At 56.4% G+C, this 19,493-nt stretch carries 13 protein-coding genes and 7 pseudogenes; 14 read left to right on the top strand and 6 right to left on the bottom strand.

Annotated elements, in window-relative coordinates:
- The first annotated feature begins 561 nt into the window (after window positions 1-561).
- The 11 genes and pseudogenes from ACP7BS_RS25325 to ACP7BS_RS25275 all read left to right on the top strand — a co-directional run bounded on the left by ACP7BS_RS25325 (window position 562) and on the right by ACP7BS_RS25275 (window position 11,995).
- Window positions 562-1,524: a manganese catalase family protein gene (locus ACP7BS_RS25325; RefSeq protein WP_426232148.1), complete on the top strand. Its 963-nt coding sequence runs from the start codon at window positions 562-564 to the stop codon at window positions 1,522-1,524.
- Between the two features lie 545 nt (window positions 1,525-2,069).
- On the top strand, window positions 2,070-2,585 hold the full coding sequence (locus tag ACP7BS_RS25320) for a ferritin-like domain-containing protein (RefSeq protein WP_426232147.1): 516 nt from the start codon (window positions 2,070-2,072) through the stop codon (window positions 2,583-2,585).
- A gap of 245 nt (window positions 2,586-2,830) precedes the next feature.
- A pseudogene (gene nadE / locus ACP7BS_RS25315) lies at window positions 2,831-3,559 on the top strand (ammonia-dependent NAD(+) synthetase); the annotation flags it as partial.
- Between the two features lie 152 nt (window positions 3,560-3,711).
- Window positions 3,712-4,287 (top strand): cysteine hydrolase family protein, encoded by a 576-nt coding sequence (locus ACP7BS_RS25310; protein ID WP_426240297.1) that lies wholly within the window; start codon window positions 3,712-3,714, stop codon window positions 4,285-4,287.
- Between the two features lie 42 nt (window positions 4,288-4,329).
- On the top strand, window positions 4,330-4,671 hold the full coding sequence (locus ACP7BS_RS25305; protein WP_426240350.1) for a chemotaxis protein CheB: 342 nt from the start codon (window positions 4,330-4,332) through the stop codon (window positions 4,669-4,671).
- Window positions 4,581-4,778, top strand: coding sequence for a hypothetical protein (locus ACP7BS_RS25300; RefSeq protein WP_426232256.1), 198 nt, complete (start codon window positions 4,581-4,583; stop codon window positions 4,776-4,778). Before ACP7BS_RS25305 ends, ACP7BS_RS25300 begins: the two co-directional genes overlap by 91 nt.
- Before the next feature lie 872 nt (window positions 4,779-5,650).
- The gene (locus tag ACP7BS_RS25295) at window positions 5,651-5,827 is read left to right on the top strand and encodes a hypothetical protein (RefSeq protein ID WP_426240296.1); all 177 of its coding nucleotides are present in this window, start codon (window positions 5,651-5,653) and stop codon (window positions 5,825-5,827) included.
- Window positions 5,828-5,846: 19 nt separating this feature from the next.
- Window positions 5,847-7,889: a S9 family peptidase gene (locus ACP7BS_RS25290; RefSeq protein ID WP_426240295.1), complete on the top strand. Its 2,043-nt coding sequence runs from the start codon at window positions 5,847-5,849 to the stop codon at window positions 7,887-7,889.
- Between the two features lie 1,834 nt (window positions 7,890-9,723).
- The gene (locus ACP7BS_RS25285; protein ID WP_426232143.1) at window positions 9,724-9,984 is read left to right on the top strand and encodes a DUF982 domain-containing protein; all 261 of its coding nucleotides are present in this window, start codon (window positions 9,724-9,726) and stop codon (window positions 9,982-9,984) included.
- A complete protein-coding gene (locus ACP7BS_RS25280) occupies window positions 9,981-10,463 on the top strand; it encodes a DUF2243 domain-containing protein (protein ID WP_426232142.1) in 483 nt (160 codons plus the stop codon). Before ACP7BS_RS25285 ends, ACP7BS_RS25280 begins: the two co-directional genes overlap by 4 nt.
- Window positions 10,464-10,666: 203 nt before the next feature.
- Window positions 10,667-11,995, top strand: coding sequence for an NAD(P)/FAD-dependent oxidoreductase (locus ACP7BS_RS25275; protein WP_426240294.1), 1,329 nt, complete (start codon window positions 10,667-10,669; stop codon window positions 11,993-11,995).
- 11 nt (window positions 11,996-12,006) lie between these two features.
- Here the strand turns inward: ACP7BS_RS25275 and ACP7BS_RS25270 are convergent, their stop codons facing one another.
- Together ACP7BS_RS25270 and ACP7BS_RS25265 are read right to left on the bottom strand one after the other, a co-directional pair.
- Window positions 12,007-12,186, bottom strand: a complete 180-nt coding sequence (locus ACP7BS_RS25270; RefSeq protein WP_426240293.1) for a hypothetical protein — start codon at window positions 12,184-12,186, stop codon at window positions 12,007-12,009.
- Window positions 12,187-12,733: 547 nt separating this feature from the next.
- Window positions 12,734-12,984 (bottom strand): annotated as a pseudogene (locus ACP7BS_RS25265) (Ku protein); the annotation flags it as partial.
- 10 nt (window positions 12,985-12,994) lie between these two features.
- On the opposite strand from ACP7BS_RS25265, the pseudogene ACP7BS_RS25260 reads away from it, so the two are divergent.
- A pseudogene (locus ACP7BS_RS25260) lies at window positions 12,995-13,473 on the top strand (DNA ligase D); the annotation flags it as partial.
- 1,153 nt (window positions 13,474-14,626) lie between these two features.
- Here the strand turns inward: ACP7BS_RS25260 and ACP7BS_RS25255 are convergent.
- Together ACP7BS_RS25255 and ACP7BS_RS25250 are read right to left on the bottom strand one after the other, a co-directional pair.
- A pseudogene (locus ACP7BS_RS25255) lies at window positions 14,627-14,861 on the bottom strand (IS21 family transposase); the annotation flags it as partial.
- A gap of 175 nt (window positions 14,862-15,036) precedes the next feature.
- Window positions 15,037-15,920: pseudogene (locus tag ACP7BS_RS25250) on the bottom strand (MBL fold metallo-hydrolase).
- A 733-nt stretch (window positions 15,921-16,653) separates the two neighbouring features.
- Here ACP7BS_RS25250 and ACP7BS_RS25245 point away from each other — a divergent pair.
- Window positions 16,654-17,583 carry an NAD(P)/FAD-dependent oxidoreductase gene (locus tag ACP7BS_RS25245; protein WP_426232137.1) on the top strand — a complete coding sequence of 310 codons (930 nt, stop codon included), beginning with the start codon at window positions 16,654-16,656 and terminating at the stop codon, window positions 17,581-17,583.
- A gap of 148 nt (window positions 17,584-17,731) precedes the next feature.
- Here the strand turns inward: ACP7BS_RS25245 and ACP7BS_RS25240 are convergent, their stop codons facing one another.
- The gene (locus ACP7BS_RS25240; protein ID WP_426240356.1) at window positions 17,732-17,995 is read right to left on the bottom strand and encodes a hypothetical protein; all 264 of its coding nucleotides are present in this window, start codon (window positions 17,993-17,995) and stop codon (window positions 17,732-17,734) included.
- Window positions 17,996-18,058: 63 nt separating this feature from the next.
- Between ACP7BS_RS25240 and ACP7BS_RS25235 the strand changes: the two are divergent.
- Window positions 18,059-18,945 (top strand): annotated as a pseudogene (locus ACP7BS_RS25235) (IS110 family transposase); the annotation flags it as partial.
- On the opposite strand, the pseudogene ACP7BS_RS25230 reads toward ACP7BS_RS25235, so the two are convergent.
- A pseudogene (locus ACP7BS_RS25230) lies at window positions 18,946-19,196 on the bottom strand (ferritin-like domain-containing protein); the annotation flags it as partial. It lies immediately after the preceding pseudogene.
- Window positions 19,197-19,493 lie beyond the last annotated feature (297 nt).

Genomic DNA, 19,493 nt, shown 5'->3' with positions numbered 1-19,493 from the left:
TAACGCCGTGAAAGCCAGGTACCCGGTATCTGGAACCTAATTAATTTTTCAGGCAGGAGCGAGCCGCCTCTTTCGCGGCACGGGTCGCAGTAAAATGGACCAAGAGCTTGACGAGGACGGCTGCGGCATCTGCGAGGGGCGCCTCCCGCCCAAGGTCGGGAATCTTACGAAATCGGGGTCTGTTTCCGATGACCGGTACTGAAATCGCAGAAGAGTGTGCGGCGTGGAACTTCCCAAATCGTTCGTAGTTCAATTTGATCATCAACTGTACACCGCGAAGTGACGCTCGTGCTCGGGAACGATATCAACCAGAAGACGCTGAGCTTTTGTCACAACAACTCATTTGTCCGCAAGGCGGCCTGCGAAGTTTTCTCCTCTCCTTGGCCGCCGCAACCCGTGCGCCCTCCACGTATGGTACGTCATAAGGGTTTCCTCAACTGTCCGGCTCGGCATACCGTGTCAGATCCGCCTCGGCTGATTCAGACTATTTTTGCGGTGGTGCGGGAACCTTTTCCATAAGGCTCGGTTCGGCTTGAACATCTCACCCAAAGGATCAGTTCAATGTTCATGCATAACAAAAGATTACAATATACCGTTCGAGTTTCAGAGCCGAACCCTCGTCTTGCCTGCATGATCATGGAGCAATTCGGTGGAGCGGATGGCGAGCTTGCGGCGGCAATGCGATACTTCACGCAAGGGCTAGCGGAAGATGATCTTGGCCGCAGAGACATGCTGTTGGACATTGCGACGGAGGAACTCAGCCACCTTGAAGTTGTTGGATCGATCATTACGATGCTGAATAAAGGCCTAAAGGCGCAACTCGCCGAGGGCCAGCTTAAGGAGGCTGATCTATATATGATGATCGGGTCGAGCGGTACTTCGGTGAAGGAATCGATCTTGTTCGGCGGCGCGCCTGCTCTATGCGATTCTGCTGGGGTCCCCTGGACCGCAGCATATGTCGACTCTCGCGGTGAGCCTACAGTAGATCTTCGCTCGAACATTGCAGCTGAAGCCCGTGCCAAGATTGTATATGAGCGCCTCATCAACATTACCGACGACCCAGGCATCAAGGACGCTCTTGCCTTCCTTATGACCCGAGAAATCGCGCATCAGAAATCATTCGAGAAGGCCTTGTACGCTATCGAAAACAATTTTCCCTCGGGCAAGCTGCCGGGTATCGAACAATACGCCAGCATGTACGTTAACACTTCGCAAGGAGAAGGCGATACCACCGGGCCGTGGAATTCCGGCGACGACTGGGATCGCATCGACGATCTGGAGCAGGTGATGCCGGTCGATGACGGTGACGGCTCTGCAAGCGTGAAGCTTTCGGCGTTGGACAAGAAGGTAGCAACCGCAGCGGCTGCGCGTACTATGTCTGACCCGGTATCTGACCCCACTACTGGCGCCGACCTTGGGGCGGGTGCTGGTGCAGGGCGTACCAAAAACGCGGATATGGGCGGCGCTGCTAATGTCGTTGAGGCCAAGGCCATGAGTCCGGGGGCTGCCAAAACCAAAAGGTAAATGCTTGACTTGAAGGGCCACTCCAAGGCGGCCCTTCGCCCTTAGAGGCGGTCGCTTCGCGTTGATAACCCTGTACTCCGACACTGCAGAGCTTCGACGATCTTTCGGAAATCTAGACCATTAAAGTTTTCCGAAGAACCGGACGCATCGTAACCATAGTGGCATTTTTGAATGAATGCCTTCAGATCCACGATCGTACCAGAAAGCTACATGGGCACCCGACATTTACATCCTCCGCCCGGTCGAACCTACGATCCTTGAGGTCCAAGAGGGTCAGTCGCATTCGATCGGCTCGATTGAGATCAAGCAGTCGCCGTTCGTCTGTCTTGATTGTTGGCAAGGATTGCGCAGTCCGCAGTGTTGCGGAGTCCCAACAGGAACGAAGCCACGCTTCACGATCCTCATGAGGGGACGACTGTCTAGTCATCGGTGGCTGCCCGCGCCTCAGCTTCTGAAATTGCTCGAGCAGTCTTAGATTGTTTGACCCCTCTGGGAACTTGACGCGCTTGCGGCGGTTAGAGGGATCCAGAAACAGAGGATCTATCATGACAACCGAAAATACAGCGCGTTCGATTTTCGTTACCGGCCTCAAGAATGCTCATGCCATGGAAAATCAAGCGCTCTCGATTATGAAGCCGCAGGTCAGCAGGATTGAAAACTATCCGGACGTGGCAGCCAAGCTCGATCAGCACATTCGTGAGACCGAAAATCAGATTGTGCGGATTGACGGACTACTCAGCGACTTTGCTGAAGATCGATCGACCTTGAAGGATATGGCACTCTCATTTACTGGCGCGATGGCCGCAATGGGACACACCGTAGCCGGCGATGAAATCTTGAAAAACTCGTTCGCGAATTTCGCATTCGAGCATTTCGAGATCGCCGCCTATAAGTCGCTTCTCACCGTCGCCGAGCAAGGAGGATTTTCGGCCTCCACCGCTGCGCTTAAAGCTAACCTCGATGAAGAGCTAGCTATGGCCGGCTGGCTTGAGCAACACCTGTCCGACGTCACGCTCAGGTTCCTTTCCTTGAAAGCAGCGGGTGAAACCGCAAAGATCTGACAGCAAAGGTCTGATAGCGATGACAGTAGCTGATGTCTTGTTTTTGGTGTGCGGCGCGGTTCCCATTATGGCAGGTCTGCTACTACTTTGGTTCGGCCCAGTCAGGCGACGCTCCTTCCCGGATTCGCGTAAACAGTGATGTCAATCGCCTGCTAGTACCGAAGCGAAGGCCAAGACCTCGACCGGACCAGACGGTATCTGCTGTTGATTCGATGCAGCACAAGAGGTGCTCAGCGCGTCCAGTTCTGGGTGGCTATCTGCGTCAGTCATTTTGCCGAACCTATGTTCTTGGAGTAAGCGGCGGCGTTTACTCGTTAGCCGCCGGCCTGTTGGCCCAAGCAGCAGTTTCAAAACTCGGCGCTGAAGGCTACCCAGCAGGTTTCGTCGCAATCCGGTTGCCCTATGGGGTCCATGCCGACGAGTCGGACGTGCAAAAATCCCTAGCCGTTATCCGCTCGGATCGTGTCATCACTATTGATATCAAACCCGCGGGCGACACCTTGCTCGCTGCCCTCATGCTGGCGGAAGCGGATGGTGTCGAGCCGGCTCGAAAGGACTTTCAACTCGGCAACAGGAAGGCGCGTCAGCGGATGATCGCGCAGTCTGCATGGGCTGGTGCAACTGGCGGATTGGTGATCGGAACCGACTAACCGCTGAAGCCCTGATGGGTTTTTTCACTAAGTTAGGCGATGGGGCGGCCGATATCTTGCCACTAGCAGGCCTGACGAAACGACGGGTGAGGGCCGTTGCCGAACACATGGGTGCTCCGTCCGAACTGGCGTTCAAAGTGCCGACAGCCGATCTCGAGTCTGACGCGCCTCTTCGTCTCGACGAAGAAGTCTATGGCGTTACCTATGAGCAAATAGATGATTTTCTTGAAGGGAATCCGGTCGTGGAGAGCGCGGCTGCGAATCCTGAAGGCCTATCGTGCGAGCGCGCACAAGCGGAGCCTGCATGTGGCGCCGTCCTTCTGAGTGCTTCTTCTTCAGGCGGTATCCAAGTCCGGCGTTTATCGCCCAAAACGAGCGAGCCCGCGGTCCTGCCGCGAAGATATCTCTGGTGACTAATCGGCGTCGACCATGGAACCAGCACCTCGTTCCAAGGTTTGCGCCGCACGGAGGAAGCTATGGAATATAACTGGGTACACTTGTGCATCGATATGCAACGAATGTTCGCCGAAGACACGCCTTGGCATGTCCCATGGATGCAGCAGGTGTCGCCTCAGGTCCAGGAAATCGCAAAGCATCATCCGCAGCGGACGATCTTTACGCGCTTCGTACCGCCAAAGCGTGCAGCGGATATGGCCGGCTTGTGGCGAAGTTACTATGAGAAGTGGGACACGATGACACTCGAGCGGCTTGAACCGCAGATGGTCGACCTAGTTCCGCCGCTAAAGGCCCTGGTCCCGCCGGCGAGGGTCTTTGACAAAATGACCTATTCGCCATGGATCACCGGGGAGCTTCATCACGTGTTGGCGGGGGAGGCGGTGGAGACGCTCGCGATTTCGGGGGGCGAAACGGACGTTTGTGTCCTGGCCGCCGCCCTCGGCGCCATCGACCTAGGCTATCGTGTCATTCTTTTGAAGGACGCCGTCTGCAGTGGCGCGGATGATACCCATGACGCTTCCCTTGAATTGTTAGGGGATAGGTTTTCAGTGCAATTGGAAATCTCGTCGACCGAAGACTTCCTGAGTCGCGCGTGACCGAGAGGCCGCGGCCCGCCGATCTAATTGTTCTTTCGCTCCGTGGCCGCAGCGCGGGTAGCCGGCGTGGCCATAGTCCTTTCCGGGGCGGGCCCTGACGGCGCACCCGGGGTGACGGGAGTGAAGAAAGCGGGAGGCTTCATCATGGTCCCGGACCCAGCCGAGGCGGGTGTCAACTTCATGCCACAAAGCGCGATTGCAACTGGGGCCGCCGAGTTGTGGCTCCTATTGCGAGATTGGCGGAGCGTCCGGCCGAAGTGGCTCGTAGCAGGGAGTCGGTCCGCTCATTGGATATGTTGGGCTCAGCTAATGATCTCCGCCGCATCCCGCTGCTACGGGCGCGTACGTGCCATGATTTCTCTGCTTATAAGCGCGCCACGGTAAAGCGGCGCGTCGTCCGTCGCATGTGGTCTGCCGGGCTGGTGATGAATGACCTTGCACTGGCAGATACAGAATTCTGGTCGTCGAAGACGGGTACATACGCGCCATGAGCTGCGCAACATGCTTGACAGATACAGGCGCGCTCGTGTGTTGCTGCTGAAGCATAGATGGCACTGGAGCTGGGAGGAAACTTGGCCAAGATTAATGCGGCTATCCTCGATTTCAACCTCTAAGGCAGGTTTGTGCCCGGTGGCTGAGAAACCCGAACACCTGCACGTACCGTTCGTGTTAACCACAGGATATGATCCGTCGATCGTTCCGGTCGCCTCCAGCGTGCCGCGCGGTTCGGAAAATCCACCGCGGCCGGCGTTTGCAAATGCGAAGTGTCAGCTTCCACGACGGCATCTCCTACTTTGGCTGCGTTGTGGAAGCCTCACTTGCGAGCGTTGGCCCCTGTGAACTCCCCAGCGATCTTGAAAGCCGGGGTGTGGTTCCGGCGCCGTCATCTCCCGATGATCTCACCTGCTCCCGTATCTAGCCGAACTCAGTCAGAAATTTCACCTATCCCAACTGTGCAGCTCTCGCGAGCCAACGCTGCGCGCTTGCCAAGCCAGTCCGAAAGCGATGCGCACCTCCTATTGGAACGTGCTGCGATCTCGTTTGTTATGGCATTCGCTCGACCGGTAGCTCATTAGAATTGAGAAATATCACTACGAAACGCTTAGTACGAAGTCGTTTCCGAGCGGCTGCTCTGTACTTCCTGTTTCGCCTCATCGGCAGCGGCCAGCGAACGAATAATTTCTTACTAGCAGTCGGATTCGAACCCACCCGCGGGCCAATTACGGCGAGTTGTTTGTGCTGTGATTTCACTCATCCACCCTATTTGTCGCAAATCAAGAAAAACGCATTTTCGGGTGGAACGATCAACTAACACTGAGGTTAGACCTTACTCGCATGGTGCGGGCATCGAAAGGGAAACGACATGACTAACCAACAGAACGATCAGAACAACCGCAACCAGGAAAATCAGCAAAACCAGCAAAACCAGCAGGAAAATAAGCAGAACCAGCAGGAAAACAAGCAGAACCAACAGGAAAACAAGCAGGATCAGCAGGAAAACAAGCAGAACCAGCAGGAAAATAAGCAGGATCGTCGCTGACCATAAGGAGCGCCCCGACATGACAAAGCAAGGCCTGTCGGGGCGTTTCCGCCCTGAGGATGTTCTACTCTACCAGTCGATCCAAGCACTCTCCTGTCACAGAGATGCAGATTTCGCGCTTTGCGAAGTCTCTGTTCCCGATAGCGCTCAGGACGCAAACGCCACCTCCTTCTGGCTCGTCCCACTCGACGGAAGAGAGGCCGAACAGTTTACCAGCGGTGAGGGGGGCGACACCGGTGCGGCGTGGTCGCCAGACGGGACGACAATCGCGTTCGTCACTAGCCGTACAGGCACACTCCAGATTCATCTCATTAACAGAAATGGCGGCGAGAGCCGTGCACTCACCCAGATGGATAACGGGCCACTTTCCCTTAAATGGGCGCCCAATGGGCTCAAGCTCTTCGCGACCGCCAAAGTCGCGGTCGACCCGGAATGCCGAGGCAATCGCGGTAAGCCAGCGGAGGGTCAGCGCCCGCAAGTCGTGTGGCGTTTACCATACAAGACCGACGGAATAGGCTACATACTGGATCGGGAGATCCACCTATTCTCGATAGATTTGGAAAGCGGTGATGCGCGCCAGCTAACCGATGGCCCATTTGACATTCGAGGAATGGACTGTTCTCCTGACGGTTCCCGCATTGCGTTCACACGCACCAGAACTGGGCGGGAAGCCCATGGCACCGACCTTTGGATCATGAACGTGGACGGAAGCCATGCCGAGCAAATCTCGTTCAATGTTGCGTCGGCAAGTTCGCCGTGCTGGTCGCCAGACAGCCAATCGATTGTGTTTGCCGGCTCCGAGGAAGAGGGCGCATCAAGGCAGCGCCCGTGGATCGCCGACCCCGACGCAAAGAGCGTCTCGCCGCTTGGCGACGAGTCCATTGAGGTCGAAAGCGGAAGTTCTTTTTTTTGGTCCGAGGACTCCAAAAGGGTAGTTTTCATCCTCGCACGGCGAAGTGTTCAGGAAATAGCTACCGTCGCGATCGAGAACGGCCGCCTCGACGTCATCGTCACCGGCGAAAGGCATGTGATTGGGCTGGCGGCCATGCCAAACCGTATCATCTTTGCCGCCGCAAGCCTGACCGAGCCGGCCGAGCTATATTCTTGCGGTTGGAAGGGTGAAGATGAGACTAAGCTGACCAACTTCAACGCTTGGTGGAGCGATAGGGAAAAGCCGCGAACAATGCTGCGCACGTTTGACGTGCCCAATGAAGACAATGCGACCGAAACCATCGATGGGTGGCTCATGTTGCCGCCGGGCGACAGTCAGGGCCCGTTTCCCCTCCTTGTGGACGTCCATGGCGGGCCGCATGCAATTGCATATCTGGAGTTTGGTAAGCAGGTCTATCGTCATGTGTTGTGTAGTCGCGGCTGGGCGGTGCTTTCACTAAACCCGGTGGGGTCTTCAAGCTACGGCAGGGAGTTTGCAGAGCGGCTACGGGGCCGGTGGGGCGATCTTGACCTCAAACAGCACATTGCGGCGATCCGGAAGCTCCAAGAAGAAAATCTCGTTGACGATCGGATTGCGATCGCAGGTAAGTCCTATGGCGGCTTTCAAGCTGCATGGGCAATAACGCAGACGGACATGTTTAAGTCAGCCGTAATTTCGGCTCCGGTCAGCAACATCGAATCCCACTTTGGCACCTCTGACAGCGGGTACTATGTGACCCCGTTTGCCATGCTTGGAGAACCGTTCGTCAATCCCGAACCTTCTCGAGAGCTCTCACCGCTCGTGCACATGAACGAGGCGCGGACCCCCACGCTTTTGCTTCAGGGGATGGATGACCAACGTTGCCCGATTGGGCAATCGGAAGAAATTTTTGCGACATTGATGCGCAGCAGCGATACCGCTTCTGAAATGGTCCTCTATCCAGGGGGCAGTCACCACCTGCTTGAGGAGGGCCAGCCCAGCTTTCGCATTGATTACATTACAAGGGTGGTCGAGTGGGTAGAGCGTTGGACAAACCGTGCGTCTGATGACCGCGACACTGATCCAAATGAGCCGATGGACAGCGCGGCCGGTGAGGTTGGTGAAGCTGAACGACAAAAGGAAAATGACTGACCTGTAAACCCCGATCAAGCTCGAATTCCTTAACTGCCGAGCGGAAGCCAACGTTGTGATGACATCATGATACCGGGGAAGGACGGGGAAGAATTGGCCTTAGAAAAGGGGTAAATGTCTCTATCTCGATAGCCTACGACGAATTGCCGAACAGCGTTCTCGAACAGGCCGAGGGATATCTAACGTCGTGGTGCTCTTGATGCATGCGGACGAGGATTTGTTCGCTTCCTTTTGAGCGTGGCTCTCACTGAAATACACGAGCGTCGTGTGACGGGGCCTGTATCATTCCACGCCGAAACATTCAGCCCCTCTTCATGCCGAGTTAATTGTGCCCCCAGATTCCCACATGACCTCAGAGCCATCTCCATCGGTTGGGGCACGCTTAGTGACAGAATAGAAACCAAACAGGACTTTGAGAACGAGCGCTACAGCAATCAAGATCGGAAGAACGACAGCAAGTTTGGCGCTTGTAGTCATAGGTGTTCCTCAATAACGGCCCGTGTGACGAACAGCGCGAAGGCTGAAGTTACCCTTCTCACTTGCCCGCGCCCTTGAGCGCGGCAGGTCCCCCGATGGGAGAAAATCGGCCACGCCACGCTTTGCAATAACACGTCATACAATGGTCGTGCCAGGTTCGTGAGGCTAGGTCCCTCCGTTTTGCTCAGCAAAAACGGGCGGGACGATTTTTCGTTCCATAATATCTCGACTATCGGACTAGTTTAATTGCAACGTGGGACTTCGCCTTCCTTTCCTCGGCTGTGCATGAAGCTCGCCGAAAATCTTGCGACAGTACTCTTGCGTTGTAGTGTTCGCACCCGATTAACAGCAACAGTCGGACAGCGGTCGTCTTAAGGCTCGTCTATCCGCGGTTAGAGGGATCGCGGAGCCCAACTCCGCGCGCGCACCTGACGGGTGTTCGATCTCCACTCGTAGCACGAGCGATCGCGAGGGAGGGCGCCCAGCCTAGACCATCGAGAACCAGAAATCATGTTAGCGTGCTCATATTTCATTGTTCGAGCGGTGGGATGAACGCTAATTGAAGCTGGGTAAAAAAAGTTTGGATCCCTTCAGGGCGTTCAGGATTACAAATTTCACCACGGGACCATTTACCAAACTAGCGAGATCTTTGACAAGGTTCAATTTGATTCAAGTGGGTTATGGCTAGCTGGGTGTTCAGAAATCCGCCGAGAGCGGCTATATATCGCGATAATGCCAAGCATGGGGCGAAACGATGTCTATCATCTCGGCAGGCTGCCGATGATTCTTCTGGCGCTCCTCAGTTTGGAAAATACCAAGGCGGAGCGTAGAGACTACCATCGGCCTGACTTCCTTCGCGACGTCTTGCCTCACGAGAATACGTTCAAGGTGAAACTGTCACCGATCACCTTCCTCACCGTCTACGCGACGACCTACCGTTATCGAAAGGACGCTGGTCGCTTTCCTCCGAGAGGCGAGAACGATGAGATAGCAGCTGCCGCGAAGACACTGCAGGTTATCCTCGTTGGCCGCCGTTCACTTCGGCATAGGACTGACTGACTCTGACCGACAGCTGCGAGGTAAATTGCTGGGGACAATAACGGGTCGATTTTTCTTCCCATCAGGACCCGAAAGCTCAACCATGGGAGAGAACCTACCATGCTGGCGTCCGTCGATTCTCGAAGCACGTTGCTTCAGGGCTGCTGTGCGGAGCCCCGTGGGCAGGCCCGGTCGACAAGCTTCGCAACGCAGGGAACTTGTCATCGCGGAGATGGCCGCCGTTGCACACTTAAGTCGGAGCCTTGGGAACTTGTATCCCATGCGAAGGTTTGACGTGACGAAACGAATGGAGTCCTTCATGGACAAGGTCATCGATGTTGATTTCCGGGTAACGTGGCAAGCGCCCGTCTTTGTCCGGATTGGCAACGGGATGCGGGAACGCATTGGCGGGCCGGACTCGGCATTAGCAGCGCTTCTCCATCGCTGGCCGTCGAGCAGTCAATCGGAATATGCCGTCGCCAAGCGCCGCTGCGTCGACGCTATCGCAAGGCACCGCAGTCCCGAACTTGCCCGCAACGCGTTCGTAGAAGCTGCGGTGGCGGCCAAGGTGCTCGCATGACCGGCTCGCGTCGGCGCATCATACGAACCTTCCCGCTATCCGCAGGGCTGCTGCTTGGTCTGGGGTTCGGAGGCTTTTTTGACGGCATCGTACTCCACCAGCTTCTGCAATGGCATCATATGCTCAGTTCTTGGTACCCGATCACCACAATCGAGAACCTTGAACTGAACACGTTCTGGGACGGCGTCTTTCACTCCGGTACCTATGTCTTCGTGCTCGCTGGTCTCTTCATCCTGTGGCGGTCGGGCCGCCTCAGCCATTTCCGGTGGTCGACAGGCGACCTCATTGCGACGATGCTCACCGGCTTTGGATCGTTCAACCTGATCGAAGGCATTGTTGACCACCACGTTCTTGGCTTGCACCACGTCAACGAAATGGTCCCGCGCGGGCAGTGGCTCTTCTGGGATGTCGGTTTTCTTGCCTGGGGTGGGGCAATGGCCGCCGTTGGCGTACTGATCATAAGGCGGCGTCATGGTTGAGATTCTGCGTGAAATGCGCACTGCGTTAACATGGGCTGCTTTCGGTCTTGGTCTTGTCTTCGCGACGCGACCGGTGTGGTCGTTTCTTCTGTTCAGCCGAAACCTTACTCTTGAAGACCTGCTTTCACTGCGCTGCTTCGGCCTCACGACATGACGCATCGATCAGACAGGCGATATCCGAGAAGCAATCGACGGAGCGTACCATGACAGACCGACCTGAGCTCGACGCCGAACATCCCGCCTCCCGCCATGTCGTCATCATTGGAGGCGGTTTCGGCGGCTTGGCATGTGCAATCGAACTCGGCAACGCCCCCGATATTGACGTCACGGTCGTGGACCGCCGCAACCACAATCTCTTCCAGCCCCTGCTGTATCAGGTAGCCACCGCCGCCCTGTCACCGGCGGACATCGCCGAACCGATTCGCAAAACGCTCGCCCATTTCAGTAACATCGACATGATCATGGCAGAGGTAGTCGGCATCGACCCGTCGTCCCGCACGGTGTCTTTGTCTGATGGTGAACTGGTTCCCTACGATCACCTCGTCATCGCCACCGGCTCAGATTACAACTATTTCGGGCACGACAACTGGCGGATGTTCGCACCCGGCCTTAAAAGCATTCATGAAGCGCGGCAGATCCGCCATCGCCTGCTTCTAGCCTTCGAGCGGGCGGAGCGGGCGAGAAGCGAGCCGGAGAAGCATGCGTTGCTCACCAGCATTGTCATTGGCGGGGGACCGACCGGCGTCGAAATGGCTGGCGCGATTTCTGAACTAGGCCGATTTATGATTAGCCGCGACTTTCGAAACCTGCAACCCGACCATCTGAGAGTGCTCCTCGTGGAAGCGGGACCACGAATACTGGCGGCCTTCCCGGAACACCTCTCCGCCTACGCCAGGACCTACCTCGAAAAGATCGGTGTCGAGGTCCGTACAGGTAGGAAGGTGATGGACATCCGGGAGGATGGGGCCGAGATCGACGGCGAATTCGTCCCCGCCGGATCGATCATATGGGGCGCCGGCGTCAAGGCTTCCCCCGCCCATTCATGGCTCGGAATTTCCGGTGTCGCGGGCGGCCGGATACCTGTCGACGATTGTCTTCGTGTCCAGGGGTTGGACGACATCTATGCCGTGGGAGACACATCTGCGCTGGTGGGGTCAGACGGGAAGTTTTTGCCGGGCCTAGCACAGGTCGCCAAACAACAAGGGATATACCTCGGGAAAAGCCTGCGAAGGGGCAATGCCGTTTCAGGCTTCAAATTCAAAAATCGCGGTAACACTGCGGTCATTGGCCGGAACGCCGCTGTATTCGACTTTGGAAAATGGACGATGAAAGGCAGGGCAGCCTGGCTTCTTTGGGCGCTCGTTCACGTCTATCTTCTCATCAATTTCGAGAAGCGCCTTCTCGTCTCCATCCAGTGGGTTGGGCGGTATCTAACGCGACAACGCGGTGCACGAATAATTGACGAGACGGCCGAGGGAGCCGGGCATGAAAATCACCCAGCTGCCATCGACAGCGCTACCGGCCGACCGTAGTCTGGCGACAATCACCTATAAGCTTTGCAATATGGCTGGAGCGAAGCATTGCCTTCGGCGTCAAGCATTGCTTCGACTTCGGAGTCGGTCGGAGGCTTGAGCGCGCCCTTAGCCTTATTTCCCATTTCCATCAGGATGTCGGCAATCGTTTCCTGTTCGGCGACCTCCCACTTGGCGAATTCATTTGCCATCGGTCGAAGAATTTCTCAAGGGCCACCCGGCTGGTTGCTAACGAAAAAGAGCCAACCTTTTTGTCCCGGTGGCATGTTTCTTCTCCGCTTCTCCGCTTCTCCGCTTCGCCGGGATGGCGGCAGACTGCGCGAAGGCCCTTGATAAAAGGAGCGCCGGAAGTGGCAAAAGCTGCGGTTGTCAGTACGGTGCGACGGTTCATGGCTTTCCCTTCTTTGAACTGCGGCACGAACCTGAAGCTAGGCGGAAAGTTACCACCTGTTCATAGCGCGGGATCATACGGGATCGCGACCGTGCAGTTTGCCCTTGAAGGAATGCAGGCGGTTATCTTGCCGGCGCATCTGCGCCTCCGACAGAAGCAACGAATCACTGATAACATCGTTTCCCTTCGATCCTAGTGAATCAAACAGAAATCCACCGCAAGTGATTTAATAGGTCCTGAGCCTTTAGCGCTGCGGCCGGTCTGCTCGGTGCGGCTCTAACGGGATAGCAACTGTGTGACCTGACGGGGCCCGCGACATTGTGAATGAAAGCGTTTTAAGGAGCGTTACCGTTGGCTCTGATCAGGACAATTCTCATCCGGCGGAAGACCACGGTCCGCGCAATCGCAGTGGCGCGTGCCTTGATCACAGCATCTTGGCTGCTGATGAAAGCGTCATGATCCTCATCTTCTACTGGTACAACAAAATAAGGTTTTTCGAAATAAACGTCGTCGATCTTGCCGCACGGGATGAAGGCTTTGGCCTCTAGCATCTTGTCAGAGTCGGCACGACCGCCGCAACTTCATCGGGATCGATCATGATGTAATCGCCCGGAAGGAAAAAAGACGCGGAGGAGGCGCTCGCCAAGCGGGATTTCAAGTTCACATTAGATGGAGAGCGACTGCACGGGAGCTTCGTACTCGTGCGCAGGCGCCACGGTCGCGACGGCGGGAAACGGACCAATTAGCTGCTGAACAGCATCATGACGGCTTTTCCGCCGAGGAAAACGGCGCGGCCGGCCTTGAGGAGAACTATACCTCAGTGGCATCCGACAGGAAAATGGAGGCTATTGCGTCCGGCACGGGCAGCAAGCCGACGCCGTTCATGACGCAGGGCGACGCGCTCGAAGCGGATGCGGTGTGGGACAGCAGTACCGGTCTCACCGCCGAAGAGCGCAAGGCAGGGAAGACGCAGATGGCGGCCAAGTCAGCGAAGAAGGCAACGGTCTCTAAAAGCGTGAAATCCTTGATGCCGGATTTTGTCGCTCCGCACCTTTGTGAAACGCTTACGCGTCCGCCAGAAACCGAAAGCAGTTGGCAAGTTATTTCGGCCTTGCGCCGATGCTGCATCAAAATGGCAATGTCGATAAGACCGACGCCTCGGTCGGGCAGGCAATGCTCGAGCCAGCAAAAAATAGGACTTTGCCCAAAATGCCGATCTCCTCGGTTCGGCACATGGCAACGGTCATGGAGCGGGAACTGGCGAACCGCCAGCTGGGAAGTTGGCGTATGCAACATACTCTGCCTGACGTTTCTGCATTTTACCGGAAACCTCGACCTTGTCCATAATCGCGAAGAAATCGCAGGCTATCCATCCCTGTACTCAACTTCTCTTCGGCGCGATACGCGGTCGGCTTCCAATAAGCAAAGCGGCCGTAAGCCAATGCAGTGGCCAAGGTGCGCCGTTCACACAGCGTGGGAGCAACTTAGCACCGAGAATCCACCAATTTATACACGCCGTGGGCCTCTGTACCGGGGATCGACTGTCGAAAAGACAGCGTCTAGTGCCAGCAGAGCTGCATCAATCTGCTCCAACTCCTCGAGCGGAGGCAAGTCATCAAGACTGATGTTTTTCAGGTGGTGGCTTATCGTGTCATGGAGATCGCTTATCCATGGCCCATCTCCGCGGTCGTTCGCGAGTTCGTTCAAGAACACGATGGCCGTATGTAACAAGCCGGTTGTTGCCGTGGCTAAGGTATTCCCCTTTAACTCAATTCCGCCCATTGCCTTGCCTCCCGCGTCCGCGTTCCGATGCCGTCAGAATGAACGGCCCACGCTCTTACCATTTGGAGCCGGTGTTGTTCCGTTCAGGACAGCGAGTTTCGGCAGATGACTTGAGCGAACGAACTTCGTAAGTACCCAAGGTTTCGCAGCTATCGCGAGATCAACGATGCGTTCGTTGGGCAATGAAGACGATTATAGGAGCTTGTCCGGTGGATGCAGTCCAGTTTCAAAGTCTCGAGACCAACCCGTTTTCTCGTTGGCCGTCTCAATGTGATCGTCGTTCCAACAAATAGAAAAATGTGCATTCGGCGCCGTCCGTCAGATCGAAAGATGTTAAATGAATCCTCTCGAGCCCTCCGCTTATGTGCGCGATCGCTTCTTAAGCCTCGCAAATAGCCATCTCGTCAAAGATATCGGCGCCCTAATGCCATAGGCCTATACGCAACGGACGTAACCACTACGGAGTATTTGTTCTTATCAAAACGAACCGTGCAGGTCTTCGACATCGAGACCGGGACGCTTTGGAAGCCGTCGAACGGCCCGACGTAATACACGAGGCTACCGCGTTCCTCCTCGAACACCCCGCCAGATCATTCGCTCGGTCTGCTCTGGATGGCGGTGCGCCTTGGCGTAAACGATACATTTGTCGAGCAGCCAGACATTCAGCTCCTCCAGGCTTTTCATCCGGAGGCGTGTCGTTCGTAACAATTTGAGCCACGAAAGCTTGAGCCCCACGCGATACGAAATGAGTTTACTCGTAATTGCGGCGGATACGAGAAAGACGGCATCGTTTGCCCAGTCTGCTGTAAGCTCCGCTTGCGGGCTCCACCACAGCCAGTTGCGGAAGATCGAGCGGCGCGACTGATCTCTATCGATAGACGTCATTACCGCGTTTGCCCGGCTTAGCCGGATCGCTAGTGTATGGGCGACCTTCAGGAACAGCGATGTTTCGAAAATTCATTGCTAGTTCGTGGAGCCGGTTTCTCATACTCGGCCCGCTGACTGGCTGGCCGTGGCCGCTGATCACCAACTCTGGCTCCAGCGCAGCGAGCAGCTTGACAGATTGTTCGGCCTCGTCCCAATCCGGAGTGAAGTAACGCGGCGGTCCGTGCATTTCGGGCGTCTGCATGATCGCGTCGTAGACCGACTCCTGGCCAGTGGTTACAATTGCATCACCAGAAATCAGTGTGCGGTCAGCTTCGCGCCACAGGGAGACGTGGCCGGGCGCGTGTCCCGGCGTGTGTAGCCATCTCCATTCCGGCATGTGAGGCACCGTTTGGTCTGCCAGAAGCGTCGTCAGCCACGGCTCGACATTGACCGGAGATCGTGGAAAAAGCGGCCATAGCAACGCCATCAGGCCACCCCCGACCAGGGGATCTGCTGGCGGATAGGAGGCCTGTCCGTTGAGATAAGGAAATTCGAGAGGATGGGCGTAAACCGGCACGTCCCAGTGGCGTGCCAATGCTTCAAGCGATCCTGCGTGATCAAAATGGCCATGCGTCATGATGATCGCCGACGGTCGGGTATTCCGGCCAAAACGATGTTCCGCAGCAGCAATGATGCTTTGCTTGGAAGTCGGCAGGCCGTATCGATCAGGACCCAACCATTTCCGATCGTCGGATCTCCATAGAAAATCACATTGACGATCGACAGGCGCAAGTAGGCAAGATCGCGTGCAAATGCGAGGACACCTGAACCGGTTTCGGTCGTTGGTGCAACATCAGTTTCTTCGAGCGAAAGCTGAACAGCCATACGTGTCTCCTACCACGGAGGAAAGCAAACTAGCTGGGAGGGCTAAAGTTCCCAGCTTCTTACATCTGAATTCTGGACGGCGCGACCTCAGGATGATTGGGAGAAGCCGTCAATCGGGCAGTCTCAATAAAGCAGGCCGCATAGGGTGGGGAAACCGAGTTACTCGCTTCATCAGGACTGACAAGACTGGCCGATCAAGCCACTCCTGCCGCCAATTCATTTGGGAACTTGTTTGTGGGGAACCAGTTAGCTCGCATCGATATTAACTCAACGAGGTTGATCAGACGGTGTGGTGACGTAGTTCTCTCCAAGGGTACTGCCAGCAGGAAATCAATAGCTGGCGACCATAAATGAGGGTCGCTACCTAATACAGCCCCAAAGGCGAGTGCACCATCGTGCGAGGTCTAGTTCAATATGAGTGGTTTCAACATTGTCGCTTTACGCTTGGAAAATGATAGCCCGCGCGGCCGCCCCATGAGAAAATCGGCATGTTAGATGAGCGGGAAGCTTATTTGAACGCGTCAGGGCTCCCTGATGCACAGCCGTCAAAACCGATTATCGAGCGCACTCGACTAATGCAGTCTGACGGCCAGGGATATTACAAAGACCCGACAAACGGGGAAGGCTGGTGCCTGCTTTGGATTGAACTACGTGCCGGGGGAAGGCTCAAGCCGCTGGTTGTATGGTATCTGGGCTCTCGAGACAAAAGGCTGGGGGCAGATGAAAGACGTTCATGACCGACCACTTGGAAAAGACGATCTGGGACTGTGCCATCATCGGTGGCGGCCCGGCTGGCTTGACGGCAGCGATTTATTTGGCTCGCTTCCATCTCTCGGTGACGGTATTCGACGATAATACCAGCCGGGCGGCGATGATCCCGATATCGCATAACCATGCTGGATTTCCAGACGGGATCAGTGGCCCGGAACTTCTGGGCAGAATGCGTGCGCAAGCTCAGAGATACGGCGCTTTGAACCAGCGCCGGAAGGTCACGGCCGTTAAAAAGGGCAGTGATTTTTTTGAGTTGGAGGTTGACGGCGACACAGCATTTGCCCGGACCGTGCTTATGGCGACAGGTGTGCTCAACCGCCGGCCACCGATGGTGTCAGCCGCGCACGACGAGGCGGTTGCTCACGGACTCCTGCGTTATTGCCCTGTTTGCGACGGGTTCGAAGTCTCCGACAGGTCCGTTGGCGTCCTTGGTACTGGCGCCAAGGGATTTAAGGAGGCGAAGTTCTTGCGAAGCTACACCCGGGATGTCACGCTGGTCGCGCCTGATGGCGAGCACAGCCTTGCTGACGACGAGCGAAGAGGCCTGGAAGGTCTCGGCGTCAAAGTCGAGGAGGGACCGGTGATATCAATCGAACCGGGTGCCGGCATGATTACCGTGACAACAGACGCGACTGCCTACGCGTTCGCTTCACTCTACCCGGCCCTTGGCTCGGACATTCGTTCCCGCCTGGCAGAAGCACTCGGAGCTCGCGTCTCGGATGAGGGCTTTATTGACGTCGACGCTCATCAGAGAACGAGCGTCCCAGGCCTTTATGCCGCTGGCGACGTCGTAATGGGTCTCGACCAGATTAGCCACGCGATGGGGCAAGCCGGGGTCGCTTCGACAGCTATTCGCAACGATCTGTATGAAATCGAAGCGTTGGTTCGCTGAAGGAGGCGCGGTCTACACGATGCCGCTCTCGAAACCTGCATCGATTGATGACGGATGCCGGACATGCCAGGCGTACCAGCAGGATCCAGAAGGGCGCGGAGAACCCCGCCCCATCGAAGACTACTTGATTGGAGAAGCCTACCGAGCTTCACCGACGGCTCGCGGCTCGAAACACCAGCTTGCCGAGTTCCGGGACGAAGGCTGACACGCCCTCCTCTCCAGGGAAGGCCATAACACCTTCGTCGAGATCATTGGCAATCCCGGCTTTACATTGGGAGGCCGGGACATCGGATATGATGTTCCCGCCTCGTTTGTCATTGGGTGGTTGCAACACCGCAATGGCGATGCACAAGCGGTTGATTTCTGCCCGGCCTGAACTTCCGTTCGGAAAAAAGCAGAACCCTTTGCGCATTTCGAGGCTTCTTCGAACCGTTGATAGAGCTTCGCCCTCGCGTATAAGGGAGACTAGCGCCTCATGTCCTATACTAGCCATTTTGTCGGCATCGACATATCCAAATCCTCCTTCGATATCTGCATTCTTCTCGAGCAGCAGTCCGTGGCCTCTGCCAATACCGCGCAAGGCATCGCTGCCTTCCTCGCCTTCCTGGCCCCAGTCGAGGGGATCGAGCGGGTTATCCTTGAGCCGTCAGACGGTTACGAGCGTCTCGTCGTTTCGGCCCTGCAGGCGGCCGGGCTTCCCGTCGCCAAGGTCAACGCCAAACAGATTAGACAGTTCGCAAGAGCGGGCGGTCAGCTCTCCAAGACCGACCGGGATCGATGGCTTCGTCCTGGCCGACTATGCCCGGCGCATTGACACGAAAGTACTCATTGCCGCCACGGTAGAACAGGAAAGCCTGGTCGATTTGGGTCTCACGCTACAGGCAGTTGTCGCACATGATCGTGCAAGAGAAGAACCGTCGGGAAGCTGGCCGGTAAAGCCAACGACATGACGAGAGCTTGGATTGAGGCAACATTGCGGTTTCTGCTCGACCAGCGTCAGGCGGTAGTGGACGAAATGACGGCCTGCCTCAAGTTGGATGCGGACCTGTCGGGCAAGGCTGACCTATTGATGTCGCTCAAAGGTATAGGCCTGCGCACCGCATGTTTCCTAATCGCCGCCCTGCCGGAACTGGGGCTGATGGACAAGGGACAGATCGCCAAACTGGTCGGCGTCGCGCCGCTCAACCGCGACAGCGGTCTGATGCGCGGCAAAAGGCTGATCGCCGGTGGACGAAAGCCCGTGCGGGACGCACTCCACATCGCTGACCTTCCGGCATCCGCTTCGATCCCGATATGAAGGCATTCTTCGAACGCCTCAAGGCCAAGGGAAAGCCGGGCAAAGTCGCCCTCGTCGCCATCATTGTATTCCTCCCTGATCTCTTGGCCTTCGGCAAGGCTGCCTGGATGGCTTCGCAGGTCTTCCCCCGGGCAGCCTTGCCGAGAAGTTCGAAGACCTGGTCAAGGCGTTCGATCTGGCCTCGCGTTTCATGGCAATGCTTGGAAGCCGGCCTCGCCTTCTTCCGACAGGGCGGCGCGCGCCACTTTCGGCAGTGCCTTGAGGGTCTGTTTTCGGCGTAATCCTTGAGCGTATCAAGTAAAAAGGTCCGCGCCAGAGCCCTCCGCCAACGGTCGCTCGCGGAGAGGCTGTCCCTCAATACCCGGTCGTTTCCACACTCACCGAACGAACCGTCGTAGCCTTTGGCCCTCTCACCGGCGCCACACAGCGACAGGAATCTGTCGTACAGAAATTAGGTTGGGGCTCCTGGGCGAGCAAACTGATGTCCGGCGGCGTGCCGTTCGTAGTTGCGACCGGCTATGACGATAACTCAATCCTAGGCATCACACCTGCGTCCGCGCTTTCTCAAGCCGGTGAGCTAGACCTGCTTCCTTTATGGCCTGGAGATCTAACG

Origin of the sequence: Pararhizobium sp. DWP1-1-3 (genome assembly GCF_049896125.1) — a bacterium.
Classification (GTDB): Bacteria; Pseudomonadota; Alphaproteobacteria; order Rhizobiales; family Rhizobiaceae; genus Pararhizobium.
The sequence above is the reverse complement of the archived record's forward strand: the minus strand, read 5'-3'. Positions and strand labels throughout refer to the sequence as shown.

What these genes read in the sequence shown, in the direction of transcription:
- ACP7BS_RS25295 (WP_426240296.1), top strand. Translation starts at nt 5,651, where the DNA reads ATGACTAACCAACAGAACGATCAGAACAACCGCAACCAGGAAAATCAG.
- ACP7BS_RS25275 (WP_426240294.1), top strand. Translation starts at nt 10,667, where the DNA reads ATGACAGACCGACCTGAGCTCGACGCCGAACATCCCGCCTCCCGCCAT.
- ACP7BS_RS25320 (WP_426232147.1), top strand. Translation starts at nt 2,070, where the DNA reads ATGACAACCGAAAATACAGCGCGTTCGATTTTCGTTACCGGCCTCAAG.
- ACP7BS_RS25310 (WP_426240297.1), top strand. Translation starts at nt 3,712, where the DNA reads ATGGAATATAACTGGGTACACTTGTGCATCGATATGCAACGAATGTTC.
- ACP7BS_RS25280 (WP_426232142.1), top strand. Translation starts at nt 9,981, where the DNA reads ATGACCGGCTCGCGTCGGCGCATCATACGAACCTTCCCGCTATCCGCA.
- ACP7BS_RS25245 (WP_426232137.1), top strand. Translation starts at nt 16,654, where the DNA reads ATGACCGACCACTTGGAAAAGACGATCTGGGACTGTGCCATCATCGGT.
- ACP7BS_RS25240 (WP_426240356.1), bottom strand. Translation starts at nt 17,995, where the DNA reads ATGCGCAAAGGGTTCTGCTTTTTTCCGAACGGAAGTTCAGGCCGGGCA.
- ACP7BS_RS25290 (WP_426240295.1), top strand. Translation starts at nt 5,847, where the DNA reads ATGACAAAGCAAGGCCTGTCGGGGCGTTTCCGCCCTGAGGATGTTCTA.
- ACP7BS_RS25300 (WP_426232256.1), top strand. Translation starts at nt 4,581, where the DNA reads ATGTTGGGCTCAGCTAATGATCTCCGCCGCATCCCGCTGCTACGGGCG.
- ACP7BS_RS25270 (WP_426240293.1), bottom strand. Translation starts at nt 12,186, where the DNA reads ATGGCAAATGAATTCGCCAAGTGGGAGGTCGCCGAACAGGAAACGATT.
- ACP7BS_RS25285 (WP_426232143.1), top strand. Translation starts at nt 9,724, where the DNA reads ATGGACAAGGTCATCGATGTTGATTTCCGGGTAACGTGGCAAGCGCCC.
- ACP7BS_RS25325 (WP_426232148.1), top strand. Translation starts at nt 562, where the DNA reads ATGTTCATGCATAACAAAAGATTACAATATACCGTTCGAGTTTCAGAG.